The organism is Streptomyces sp. NPDC027663, assembly GCF_055566415.1.
This window is the reverse complement of the sequence record NZ_JBVHSK010000003.1, coordinates 118,680-131,263: the sequence shown is the minus strand read 5'-3', so window position 1 is coordinate 131,263 and position 12,584 is coordinate 118,680. Positions and strand designations below refer to the sequence as shown.

The window sequence follows — 12,584 nt, the reverse complement described above, 5'->3', positions numbered from 1 at the left end:
CGTCATGACCACGCCCCTGCGCATCAGACGCCAGCGTGGGTTCAGCCCCTGGCTGTTCGCCGCACCAGGACTGCTGGTCACCGGCGCCTTCGTGCTCCACCCCTTCGTCTCCACCCTGGTGAACTCCTTCACCGACCGCCGCACCCTGGTGCCCGGACACTTCGTGGGCCTCGCCAACTTCCGCGAACTCCTCCACGACGACATGTTCTGGACCGGACTGCGCAACAGCTCCCTGTACGTCCTCGGGGTCGTGCCGGCGCTGGTCGTGCTGCCGCTGCTGCTCGCGCTGCTGGTGCAGAAGAACATTCCAGGCATCACGTTCTTCAGGTCGGCCTTCTACACCCCCGTCGTCGCCTCGATCGTGGTCGTAGGACTGATCTGGGTGTGGCTGCTGGACGAACGCGGCCTGGTGAACTCGCTGCTGGAGACCGTGGGGGCCGGCCGGGTCGGGTTCCTCAGTGACCAGTGGCTGCTCCTGCTGAGCGCCATGGCGGTCACGGTGTGGAAGGGCCTCGGCTACTACATGATCATCTACCTGGCCGCGCTGGCGAACGTGCCGCGCGAACTGCACGAGGCCGCCGCCGTGGACGGCGCCGGGCCGGTGCGCCGCTTCCTCTCGGTCACCGTCCCCGCCGTACGGTCCACGATGGTGCTGGTCGCCGCGCTCTCCTCGGTCGCCGCCTTCAAGGTGTTCTCCGAGGTGTACCTGATGGCCGGCCCGAGCGGCGGCCCGGCCGGCGAGGACACCACCCTCGTGATGCTCGTGCAGCGCACCGGCACCGGCCTCACCGGCCGCGTCGGCTACGCCTCCGCCCTCTCCGTCGTCGTGTTCGCCGTCACCGTCGTCCTGATGCTGCTCGTGCTGCGCGCCGACCGGAAGGAGGAGCCGTGAGCGTCCTGGAGAAGGCACGGACCGAGCGGCCGGCCACCGCGGAGCGGGCGCCGCGCGTCACCGACGGACACGGCCGCCGCATCCGCATCGGCGAGCTGGCCCTGCGCTACCTGCTGCTCCTCGCCGTACTCGCCCTGACCGTCGGCCCGTTCCTCTGGCAGCTGTCCACCTCGCTCAAGGGCCCCACCGAGGACATCTACAGCTCACCGCCCACGTTCCTGCCCGGCCACCCCACCCTGCACAACTACAGCCGGGTCGCCGACACGATCCCGGTCTGGGACTACGCCCTCAACTCCCTGAAGGTCGCCTCCGCCAGCGTTGTCACCAACTGCGTCGGTTCAGCCCTCGCCGGATACGCCCTGGCCCGGCTGCGCTACCGCGGCCGGCGCGTGACCACGCTCGTCTTCGTGCTGGCGATGCTCGTGCCCGTCGAGGGCATCGTCATCGCCCAGTTCACCACCATGCGTGAACTCGGCCTGAACAACACGCTGATCGGTGTCGTCCTGCCCGGCGCGATCGGCGCGATGAACGTGCTGCTGATGCGCAACGCCTTCCGCAACCTGCCCTACGAGATCGAGGAGGCCGCCTACGTCGACGGCGCCGACGTCTGGCAGCGGTTCTGGCGGATCGCCCTGCCGTCGGTGAAGGGCACCCTCGCCGTCGTCGCCGTCTTCGCCTTCATGGGCGCCTGGGACGACTTCCTGTGGCCGCTGATCGTGCTCAGCGACCCGTCCAAGTTCACCCTGACCATCGGCCTCAACTATCTGCACGGCACCTTCGCGGGCGACGAACGCCTCGTCGCCGCCGGCACCGTGATCGCCGTGGCACCGCTCATCGTCCTCTTCGCCTGCCTGCAGCGGTACTTCTTCCGCGGGGTCGGTGAGGGCGCCGTCAAGGGCTGAACCACGTCAACCGCCTCCGCAAGGACACCCATGCCTCCTGCCGTGCGCTTCGGCGTCAACTACACCCCGAGCGAAGGGTGGTTCCACCACTGGCTCGACTTCGACCTCGACCTCGTGCGCGCCGACCTCGACGCGATCGCCGCGCTCGGCCTCGACCACATCCGTGTCTTCCCGCTGTGGCCGTACTTCCAGCCCAACCGCACCCTGATCCGCCCGCGCGCGGTCGAGCAGCTCGTGGCGCTCGCCGACGCAGCCGCCGAACGCGGCCTCGACGTCAGCGTGGACGGGCTGCAGGGCCACTTGAGCAGCTTCGACCACCTGCCCGCCTGGACCCGCACCTGGCACCGCCGCAACCTCTTCACCGACCCGGACGTCATCGCCGGCCAGGCCGCCTATCTGCGCACCCTCGCCGCCGCCCTCACCGACCGGCCCAATTTCCTCGGCATGACCGTCGGCAACGAGGTCAACCAGTTCGCCGCCGCCCCCCACCCGGACCCCGACCGGATCACCGCCGAGGAGGCCGAGCGGTGGCTCACCCGGATGCTCGCCGCCTGCGCCGAGGGCGCCCCCGGCCGGCCGCACCTGCACGCCTCCTACGACGCCGCCTGGTACCAGCACGACCAGCCCTTCACCCCCGGGCACTCCGCCCGGCTCGGCGACCTCACCGCCGTGCACTCCTGGGTGTTCAACGGCACCGCCCAGCGCCACGGCCGTACCTCCGTGCCCACCGAGCACCACGCCGCCTACCTGGTCGAACTGAGCAAGGCCTGGGCGGACGAGCCGCACCGGCCGGTGTGGCTCCAGGAGGTCGGCGCGCCCGCGCCGCTGGTGCCGGCCGAGCACGCCGCCGCCTTCGCCGAGGCGACGATCGGAAACGTGCTGGACTGCCCGGACCTGTGGGGCATCACCTGGTGGTGCTCCTACGACGTCTCGCGCACCCTCGCCGACTTCCCCGAACTCGAATACTCCCTCGGCCTGCTGACCGGCGAACGGCAGCCGAAGGACATCGCCCGTGTCCTCGCCGACGCGGCCCGCGGGGCCCGCCGTACCCCGCCCGTGCGCGGCACCGCCCTCGTCGTTCCCGCCGGCCCCGCCCACCGCTCGCGCTGCGCACCCGGCGGCCAGGTCTTCGACGCCTTCTTCCGGCTCGTCGCCGACGGCGCCCGCCCCACCACCGTGCTCGACACCCGCGCCGACGACAAGGAACACCTCGCCGCGCGCGGCATCACCGACGTCGTCACTCCCGGCCAGGTACTCCCCACCCCCCAAGGAGGCACCCGCTCGTGAACCCCACCAGACGCACCGTCCTGATCGCCGCCACCGCGGCGGCCCTCGCCCCGTCGCTTCCCGCGGCGGCGGCCCCGCGAGCCGCCGCCGCGACCCCGCCGTACGCCTCGTACTGGTACCCGGACTCGTTCCCGTCCGGCAGCCCCGGCCCCGGCATCACCTGGCGCAGCCTGAAGGCCTGGCGCGCGGCCGACGACCCCGACCTCGCCTTCAACGCCGCCTCCGTGCCGCTCGCCCCCCGCTTCACCCCGGCCCCCGCCAACACCACCGCCCGCTCCGGCCAGGCCCGCATCCAGGCCCTCGTCTCCTTCGGACCCACGTCCGCCAACCCCGCCCAGGGCTCGGCCACCGCCGACTACTACGCCCTGACCCACTGGGCGTACCTGGACGAGCTGGTGTTCTGGGGCGGCTCTGCCGGCGAGGGCCTGATCCTCGCGCCCAACGCGCCGGTCGTGGACGCGGCCCACCGGCACGGCGTCCCCGTCCTCGGCAACATCTTCCTGCCACCGGTGGCGTACGGCGGACAGCTCCAGTGGACCCGCGAACTGGTGCAGAAGGACGCCTCCGGGCACTATCCGCTCGCCGCCCGACTCGTCGCCGTCGCCGCCGCGTACGGCTTCGACGGCTGGTTCGTCAACGCCGAGACGAGCGGCGGGAACAGCGCACTCGGCACGGCCATGCTGGGCTTCCTCAAGGAGCTGAAGGCGCTCGCGGCGGCGCAGGGGCAGCGGGTGACCTGGTACGACGCGATGACCGTGAACGGCACGGTCAGCTGGCAGGGCGCCCTGAACAGCCAGAACCAGGCGTTCTTCCAGACCGCCGACGACATGTTCGTGGACTTCCGCTGGAGCGCGGCCACGCTCGCCTCTTCCGGCACGAGGGCACAGCAGCTGGGGCGCAGCCGGTACGAGCTGTGGGCCGGCGTGGACGTCGAGTCGAACGGCTCCGGTACGTACGTGAACTGGGACGCGATCGTGCCGACCGGGAAACCGCATGTCACGTCGGTCGGCTTCTACCGGCCCGAGTGGACCCGCAACCACCTCCCCGCCGGCCGGCGCGCCCCCGAGGACTTCCACGCGGCCGACGACCGGTTCTGGACCGGGCGGTCACTGGACCCGTCGCGGCCCGACGCGAGCGACCCGTGGCGGGCGCCCGCGGTGTCCGTGGCGGACCGGTCGACGGTGGCCTCGGTGCCGTTCGCGAGCGTGTTCAACACCGGGCACGGGCTGCGCTGGTACGAGGCGGGGGCCGTCGCCTCGGACGTGCCCTGGAACCACCTCGGGCTGCAGGACCGGCTGCCGTCGCGGCGGTGGGTGGTGCGGACGGCGGGGGAGCGGCCGGCGGTCTCCTTCGACTTCGCCGACGCCTGGCGGGGCGGGAGCAGTGTGCTGGTGGCGGGTGGACTGGATCAGCCGGCCGTGGTGGATCTCTACGCGACCCGGCTGCCGATCGGTGCGGGCACGGTTGTCGAGCTGACGTATCGGACCGACGCTGGGGGTGTGGACGTCGAGCTGGCGGTGGCAACGGCGGAACCGGGCGCGCCCGGGGCGACGCCGCCGTACACGTATCTGGCCGTGAACTCGGCCGACATCAAGCCGATCAACGGCTGGCAGACCGTGACCCTCCCGCTCACCGGCCTCGCCGGCACTGTCCGCGCCCTCGGCGTCCGGCTCACCGCCACCGAAGGGCCGGTGCGCTGGCGGCTGGGCGCGATCGCCGTCCGGAACGCGGTCACCACACCGTCCGCCCCTTCCGGCCCCCGCGTCACCGCGGCGAACGGCGGCGACCTCCGCCTCGCCTGGAACGCCGCCCCCGGCACCGTCCGCCACTACACCCTGCACCGACTGCTCGCCGACGGCACCCGCCGCTTCCTGGGGGCCACCTGCCAGCGGGCGTACTTCCTCACCGGCCTCCAGCCCGAGCAGGGCGAGCAGGCGGCACGGTTCGAAGTGCGCGCGGTAGGGGAGCTGTACACCTCGTCGGCCCCCGCCGCCGTCACGCACCCCTGGTAACGATCCGCCCGGTCCCGATTCCGACACAGCAACGGAGCACCCCGCATGCATGACGACCGCACTCTGGTGGAAGCCCGCCTCAGGCGCGTCCTCGACGAGCGCATCCGCCCTGCCGTGTACCCCGAGTCCGTGCCGCTGGAGGTCGCGGTGTGGCACGCGCCCGGCGAACCCGTGCCCGTCGCGGAAGGGCTCGCCGCCGAGCCCGAGCCGATCACGGTGGGCGCCCGGTGGGGTGCTCCCTGGGGCACCAGCTGGTTCCGGGTGACCGGGACCGTCCCCGAGGCATGGGCCGGGAAGACCGTCGAGGCGCTGCTCGACCTCGGCTTCGACGAGAACATGCCCGGCTTCCAGTGCGAGGGCCTGGTCTACCGGCCCGACGGCACCCCGGTGAAGGGCCTCAACCCGCGCAACCAGTGGGTGCGCATCGGCGCGCCCGTCGCGGGCGGTGAGGAGGTGCGCCTGCACATCGAGGCCGCCTCCAACCCGGTCATCCTCGACTACCATCCCTTCCGCCCCACCTCGCTCGGCGACAAGGACACCGCCGGGCGGGAACCGCAGTACACGCTCACCCGCATGGACCTCGCCGTCTTCGACGAGACCGTGTGGCAGCTGGTGCTGGACCTGGAGGTGCTCGGCGAGCTGATGGCCGAGCTGCCCGCGGACTCGGCTCGCCGCCACGACATCCTGCGCGCCGTCGAACGGGCCCTGGACGCCGTGGATCTCCAGGACGTGTGCGGCACGGCCGGCCGGTCCCGGGCCCGGCTCAGTGACGTGCTCGCCGCCCCGGCGGTGCCGTCCGCGCACCGGATCAGCGCCGTCGGACACGCGCACATCGACTCGGCGTGGCTGTGGCCGCTGCGTGAGACCGTGCGCAAGGTGGCCCGTACGACGTCCAACATGACCGCCCTCATCGAGGACGAACCGGAGTTCGTGTTCGCCATGTCCCAGGCGCAGCAGTGGGCCTGGGTGAAGGAGCACCGGCCCGAGGTGTGGGCGCGGGTCAAGAAGGCGGTGGCCGACGGGCGGTTCGTGCCGGCCGGCGGGATGTGGGTGGAGTCGGACACCAACATGCCCGGATCGGAAGCGATGGCCCGGCAGTTCGTGCACGGAAAGCGGTTCTTCCTCGACGAGTTCGGCATCGACAACGAGGAGGCCTGGCTGCCGGACACCTTCGGCTTCGCCGCGGGCCTGCCGCAGATCATCAGGGCGGCCGGCTCCAAGTGGCTGCTCACCCAGAAGATCTCGTGGTCGCAGACCAACAGGTTCCCGCACCACACCTTCCACTGGGAGGGCATCGACGGCACCCGGGTCTTCACGCACTTCCCGCCCGTGGACACCTACAACTGCTCCATGAAGGGCAGCGAGATCGCCCACGCGGCGAGGAACTTCCGGGACAAGGGCCGGGCCCGGCACTCGCTCGCGCCCTCTGGCTGGGGCGACGGAGGCGGCGGCACCACCCGGGAGATGGTCGCCAAGGCGGCCCGGCTGCGTGACCTCGAAGGCTCCGCCACCGTCGTGTGGGAGACCCCGCGCGCCTTCTTCCAGAAGGCCGAGGCCGAGTACCCCGAACCGCCCGTCTGGGTCGGCGAGCTGTACCTCGAACTGCACCGCGCCACCCTCACCAGCCAGGCAAAGACCAAGCAGGGCAACCGGCGCAGCGAACACCTGCTGCGCGAGGCCGAACTGTGGGCGGCCACCGCGGCCGTGCGTACCGGATTCCGCTACCCGTACGAGGAGCTGGACCGCATCTGGAAGACGGTCCTGCTGCACCAGTTCCACGACATCCTGCCCGGCTCGTCCATCGCCTGGGTGCACCGCGAGGCCCGGGCGACGTACGAGCGTCTGGCCGCCGAACTCACCGCGATCATCGAGGGCGCCCAGCGTGCGCTCGCCGGCCAGGGCACGACCCCGCTGGTCTTCAACGCGGCCCCGCACGCCCGCCACGGCGTCCCGGCAGGCGGTGCCGCCACCCCGGCCGCGGCCGGCCACACCGCGGTCGCGGCCCGCGAGGACGGCGGATTCACGCTGGACAACGGCCTGCTCCGGATCACCGTCGATGCCCGCGGTCTCGTCGTCTCCGCCTACGACCCCGTCGCCGACCGGGAGACCATCGCCCCCGGCGGTGCCGCGAACCTGCTCCAGCTCCACCCGGACTTCCCGAACATGTGGGACGCCTGGGACGTCGACTCCTTCTACCGCAACACCGTCACCGACCTCACCGACGCCGAGTCGGTCACGGCCGGTGAGGACGGTACGTCGGTGCGGGTCGTCCGGGCCTTCGGCTCGTCGCGGGTCACCCAGGTGCTGTCGCTGCCGCCGGGGGAGCGGCGGCTGGCCATCGACACCGAGGCCGACTGGCACGAGACGGAGAAGTTCCTGAAGCTGGCCTTCCCGCTCGACCTGCACGCCGAACGGTACGCGTCCGAGACCCAGTTCGGGCACGCCTTCCGCCCCACCCACACCAACACCTCCTGGGAGGCGGCCAAGTTCGAGGCCTGCAACCACCGCTTCGTCCATCTGGAGGAGCCCGGCTGGGGCGTGGCGGTCGTCAACGACTCGACGTACGGCCACGACGTGACCCGCACGGTGCGCACGGACGGCGACCGCGGTACGACCACGACGGTCCGGGTGTCGTTGCTGCGCGCCCCGCGCTTCCCCGACCCGGAGACCGACCAGGGCGTCCACCGCTTCCGGCACGCCCTGGTCCTTGGTGCCTCGGTGGCCGACGCGGTTCGCGAGGGCTGGCGGATCAACCTGCCGGAACGGCACACCACCGGCGCCCGCGAGGTCGCCCCACTGGTCACGGTGGACGACGACGCGGTCGTGGTGACGGCCGTGAAGCTCGCCGACGACGGCAGCGGGGACGTGGTCGTCCGGTTCCACGAGGCACACGGCGGGCGGGCCCGGGCGACCCTGACGGCCGGATTCGACGTCGCGGACGTCACGGCGACGGACCTGCTGGAGCGGCCGGACGGCGATGCGGAGCCGCCGGTGTGCGACGGCGGACGGATCACCGTACGGCTGCGGCCGTTCGAGCTGAGGACGCTGCGGCTGCGCAGGCGCTGAGCGCGCGGCTGCCGGGAGCGCCCGGCCGGCCGGCGGGAGCGCCCGGCCGGCTGCCGCCCGGAGCCGTGGTCCGGGGGCGGCGGCGACGGGACCGGACCGTCCGGGACCAGGACCGGCTCCGGCGCCGCACCACCGTCTGCGCCCTGTGGACCGTTCACAATGGCAGCATGACCGATCATCAGACCACCGCACCCGCACGGCCGTTGCTGCGTCGCGCCCAGGACGGTGAACTCATCGACGTGGCCGGCGTCGCGCACTTCTTCCGGCTCACCAGCGAGCACACGGGCGGACACTTCGCCTTCGAGGAGTTCACCCTCGCCCCCGGCGTCATCGGGGCCCGGCCGCACGTGCACGACGGACACGACGAGTACTTCTACGTCCTGGAAGGCGAGTTGACGCTGCACGACGGAGACGGCGAGGTGACGGCCGGTCCCGGTGACCTGCTCGCCGCCACCCGGGGCACCCCGCACGGCTACCGCAACGCCGGCGAGGCACCGGCCCGCGCCCTGTGCCTCTACACCCCGGCCGGCTACGAGGACTACTTCCGCGAGGTGCACGCGGCCGTCGGCGCCGGGGCCGAGGTCACCGACGAACTGCTGGCCGAGTTCCGCGGCCGCCACCGGACCCGGTCCCACCCCGCTCCCGCGGACCAGCGGCAGAACCCGTAGTCCGTCTCCGCACACCACGGGCCGAAGCCGCTCACGACCTCCGCACCGCCCCCGCCAGCCGGGTGGGCGGCAGATACTCCCGGACGTACGTCCGCTCCCAGCACGCCCCCGTCTCCCGCCACTCCCGCCAGCTCGTGTACCGGTACCGGAACAGCCGTGCCCGCACATAGCGCGGCGGCGTGTCCGGCGGGAACGGGGAGCGGCGGAGGAGCTTCAGCGTGTCGCGGTCGTTCTCCAGGAGGCGTTCCACCAGACCGCCGAACCACTCCCCGGCGTAGGCGGGCGACAGCGCCGCGAACCACATCAGCCAGTCCAGGCGCAGGTGGTACGGGGCGTACTGGCGGGGCCAGTGCCGGGGATCGCCGGGCTTGCCCTTGAACGCGTACTCCCGCCAGTCGGAGTCCTCGCGCGCGGTGTCGTCGAGCGTGCCCTCGACCACCACCTCGTACCGGACGCGGCTGACGCTGCCGAACGCGCCGTAGGTGTTGACCAGGTGCAGCGGGTCGAAGGAGCGGTTCATGACCTGGCGGCGGGAGAGCATGTTCAGCACCGGGTGGTAGCTCAGGAAGAGCAGCAGCGCGGCCACCGTGAGCACCACCACCTCGTACCACAGCGGCGCCGACGGCACGGAGGGCGCCGACGTGGGCAGCTGCAGCGCGGACAGGGCCAGCACGACGGTGATCCAGTTCAGCCAGGAGAAGTTGCCGGAGAGCACCAGCCACAGCTGGGTGACGATCATCAGGGCGGCGGCGGCCGAGGCGATCGGCTGCGGGGTGAACAGCAAGGCCGGTACGACCAGCTGGGTGACGTGGTTGGCGGCCACCTCCACCCGGTGCAGCGGCTTCGGCAGACGGTGGAAGAACCAGCTCAGCGGCCCCGGCATCGGCTGGGTCTCGTGGTGGTAGTACAGACAGGTCAGCTTGCGCCAGCAGGCGTCGCCCCGCAGCTTGATCAGCCCGGCGCCGAACTCGACCCGGAACAGGATCCAGCGCAGCAGGAACAGCACGACGACCGGCGGCGCCACCTCGTCGTTGCCGAGGAACGCGGCCAGGAACCCCGTCTCCAGCAGCAGTGACTCCCAGCCGAACGCGTACCACGTCTGCCCCACGTTCACGATCGACAGATACAGCGCCCACGGCACCAGCCACAGCAGGATCCCCGCCCACAGCGGCAGCGCCGAGTCGGCCCCGGCGAGCAGGGCCGCCGACACCGCGCAGCCCGCCCAGGCACAGGCCGCGAAGAAGCGGTCCGAGTAGTGCAGCTGGAACAGGCTCGGAGCCCGCCGGAACCGCACCCGGGCGGTGAAGCGGGGGATCGGCAGCATGCCGCGCTCGCCCAGCAGTGCCCGGAACTGCAGGGCCGCCGTCAGGAACGCGAACAGGTACAACGCGGCCAGGGCCCGCTGGAACACCAGCCGGCTCAGCCAGTAGTCGGGTGCGGTGAACCACTCCACGGCTGTGCGCGCCCTCCTGTGCGGCTACCTCGGTGCCGTCCTCGTCACGACGGTCCCCGAGTTGCCAGCCGGACGTGTGCGATACCCACCATAGGGTCTCATCACCCACAGTGAGGTGAAGAGAGCGCTGCGGATGTGCCCGGTGCGGCACTCCGGCGGCTCCGCCCGGGGAAAGCGCCGTCGATCAGGTCGAAGAATCAGGCAAATGCTGGCAAGGTGGCCCCATGGCCGATCGGGGAGCGAGCGCCCTGTCACTCCCGGAGGACTGGCCCGCCCATCCGGACCCGATCCTCGCGCTCAACCACATGGGCAGTTTCGACTGGGACCTGGACGCCGGTCTCTTCCACATGGACGCCCAGGCCTTCGAGGTGTTCGACCTCCTCCCCGAGGAGTACGACGGCCGGCCCGAATCCCTGGCCCTGCGAGTGCCGCCTCCCGAGGCCGCCCGGCTCGACGCGGTGGTCGCCCGGGCGATCAAGGACGGCAGCGAGAACTACGGCACCTACTTCCGCATCCGCTGCCGCGACGGAACCCCGCGCTGGACGCACACCCAGGGCTACATCCGGCGCGACGGGTCGGGCCGCCCGCGCCGGGTCGTCGGCATCGTCCGTGACGCCACCGAGGAACTCGCCGACAGCGCGGCCCGCAGCCTCCGGGCCGCCCAGGACGAGGCCTTCCGGCAGCAGACCAGCGTCGTGCAGGTCATCACGGCCGCCCTCGCCCATGCCCGCAGCACCCAGGACGTCATCGACGTCCTCAAGGACGCCCACGGCGTCCGCCATCTCGGCGCGGCCAGCCTGGTCATGGGCCTGGTCGAGGCGGGCCGGATCCGGCTGATCGCCGAGGGCCCCGTCGGCAGCTTCGTCCCCGGAACCCGGGTCACGCGCATCGACGAGCCCTACCCGATGAGCGAGGTCGTGCGCACCCTCAGCCCCCGGTTCATCGAGTCCCCGGAGGAGTTCGCCGAGGGCTACCCGATCCTCTGGCCGCACCTCACCGACCTGCACATCATTTCGGCCGCCTACCTGCCGCTGATCGCCCAGGCCCGCCCGATCGGCGCGATGGGCCTCCTCTACGACGACCGGCGCGGCTTCTCGGCGGAGGAACGCGCCGTCCTGGTCGCGCTCGGCAGCACCATCGCGCAGAGCCTGCAGCGGGCCATGCTCTACGAACAGGAGAAGGACCTCGCCAAGGGCCTCCAGCAGGCCATGCTGCCGCGCACCATCCCCAGCGTCCGCGGCGCCGACATCGCCGTGCGCTACCGTTCGGCCGCCCTGGGCCGGGACATCGGCGGCGACTGGTACGACCTGATCCCGCTGCCCGGCGGCCGGGTCGGCGCGGTCATCGGCGACGTACAGGGACACGACACGCATGCCGCGGCCGTCATGGGACAGCTGCGGATCGTGCTGCGCGCCTACGCCGCGGAGGGCCACACCCCGGCCACCGTCATGGCCCGCGCCTCCGTCTTCCTGCACGAACTCGACACCGACCGGTTCGCCACCTGCCTGTACGCCGAGGCCGACCTGTCCACCGGAGTCGTCCAGGTGGTCCGCGCCGGCCACATCGACCCGCTGGTCCGGCACGGCGACGGCAGCTGCCGCCGGGTCCCCGTCGAGGGCGGCCTGCCGCTCGGCCTGTCCGCCGAGTTCGGGCGGCTGGAATACCCCGTCGCCACCCTCGAACTGGATCCCGGCCACACCCTGCTGCTGTGCACCGACGGTCTGGTCGAGCAGCCCGGTGCCGACCTGGACGACGGCATGCGCAGCCTCACGGCCCTCATCTGCGGTGGCCCCGAAGAGGTGCGCGACCTCGCCGACCGGCTGATCCAGGCGGCCGAGGAGCAGGGCGGCGACGACGACGTGGCCCTGCTCCTGCTGCGCCGTCGCGTCCCGGAGGCCGCGCGGGCCGGCAGCCGGCTGCAGCAGCACGTGGCACCCGGCGACCCGGAGGCCCTCACCCAGGCCCGGCACATGATCGGCGCCGCGGTCCGCGCGTGGGGCGCCCGGGACCGTGCCGACGAGATCGAACTGGTCGCCGACGAGCTGATCACCAACGCCCTGATGCACACCGAGGGCTCCGCGATCGTCACCCTGCGGGCCCTGCACGGCCACGACCGCAGACTGCGCATCGAGGTCGAGGACTCCTCCAGCGCCCTGCCGCGCCGCCGTGAGGCGGGGGAGGACGGCGTCTCCGGGCGCGGCCTGCTCCTCGTGGAACGGCTCGCCGACAACTGGGGAGTGGAGGCACGGGGCGGCGGCAAGGCGGTGTGGTGCGAGTTCCGGGCGCCTTAGGGCCGGCCCGGAC

At 72.3% G+C, this 12,584-nt stretch carries 8 protein-coding genes; 7 read left to right on the top strand and 1 reads right to left on the bottom strand.

Going from position 1 to position 12,584, the window contains the following annotated elements; all coding sequences use genetic code 11:
• Positions 1-4: 4 nt before the first annotated feature.
• From ACZ4SF_RS09955 to ACZ4SF_RS09930, 6 genes are all read left to right on the top strand, one after another.
• A complete protein-coding gene (locus ACZ4SF_RS09955; protein WP_468380798.1) occupies positions 5-892 on the top strand; it encodes a carbohydrate ABC transporter permease in 888 nt (295 codons plus the stop codon).
• Positions 889-1,794, top strand: coding sequence for a carbohydrate ABC transporter permease (locus ACZ4SF_RS09950; RefSeq protein ID WP_468380795.1), 906 nt, complete (start codon positions 889-891; stop codon positions 1,792-1,794). The genes ACZ4SF_RS09955 and ACZ4SF_RS09950 overlap by 4 nt, the downstream gene beginning before the upstream one ends.
• Positions 1,795-1,824: 30 nt before the next feature.
• Complete coding sequence (locus ACZ4SF_RS09945; protein WP_468380792.1) at positions 1,825-3,081, top strand: glycoside hydrolase 5 family protein; 1,257 nt, start codon at positions 1,825-1,827, stop codon at positions 3,079-3,081.
• Complete coding sequence (locus tag ACZ4SF_RS09940; protein ID WP_468380789.1) at positions 3,078-5,093, top strand: endo-beta-N-acetylglucosaminidase; 2,016 nt, start codon at positions 3,078-3,080, stop codon at positions 5,091-5,093. The genes ACZ4SF_RS09945 and ACZ4SF_RS09940 overlap by 4 nt, the downstream gene beginning before the upstream one ends.
• 45 nt (positions 5,094-5,138) lie before the next feature.
• Positions 5,139-8,159 carry an alpha-mannosidase gene (locus ACZ4SF_RS09935; RefSeq protein WP_468380786.1) on the top strand — a complete coding sequence of 1,007 codons (3,021 nt, stop codon included), beginning with the start codon at positions 5,139-5,141 and terminating at the stop codon, positions 8,157-8,159.
• 167 nt (positions 8,160-8,326) lie between these two features.
• Positions 8,327-8,827, top strand: coding sequence for a cupin domain-containing protein (locus tag ACZ4SF_RS09930; protein WP_468380784.1), 501 nt, complete (start codon positions 8,327-8,329; stop codon positions 8,825-8,827).
• Between the two features lie 31 nt (positions 8,828-8,858).
• Here ACZ4SF_RS09930 and ACZ4SF_RS09925 read toward each other — a convergent pair whose 3' ends face one another.
• Positions 8,859-10,280 (bottom strand): lipase maturation factor family protein, encoded by a 1,422-nt coding sequence (locus ACZ4SF_RS09925; protein WP_468380781.1) that lies wholly within the window; start codon positions 10,278-10,280, stop codon positions 8,859-8,861.
• A gap of 224 nt (positions 10,281-10,504) precedes the next feature.
• Between ACZ4SF_RS09925 and ACZ4SF_RS09920 the strand changes: the two genes are divergently transcribed.
• Entirely contained in the window at positions 10,505-12,571 is a 2,067-nt protein-coding gene (locus tag ACZ4SF_RS09920; protein WP_468380778.1) for a SpoIIE family protein phosphatase, read from the top strand.
• Positions 12,572-12,584 lie beyond the last annotated feature (13 nt).

Bases quoted from the DNA above. Each gene is read 5' to 3' on its own strand.
- ACZ4SF_RS09930 (WP_468380784.1), top strand. From the start codon at position 8,327: ATGACCGATCATCAGACCACCGCACCCGCACGGCCGTTGCTGCGTCGC.
- ACZ4SF_RS09920 (WP_468380778.1), top strand. From the start codon at position 10,505: ATGGCCGATCGGGGAGCGAGCGCCCTGTCACTCCCGGAGGACTGGCCC.
- ACZ4SF_RS09955 (WP_468380798.1), top strand. From the start codon at position 5: ATGACCACGCCCCTGCGCATCAGACGCCAGCGTGGGTTCAGCCCCTGG.
- ACZ4SF_RS09935 (WP_468380786.1), top strand. From the start codon at position 5,139: ATGCATGACGACCGCACTCTGGTGGAAGCCCGCCTCAGGCGCGTCCTC.
- ACZ4SF_RS09945 (WP_468380792.1), top strand. From the start codon at position 1,825: ATGCCTCCTGCCGTGCGCTTCGGCGTCAACTACACCCCGAGCGAAGGG.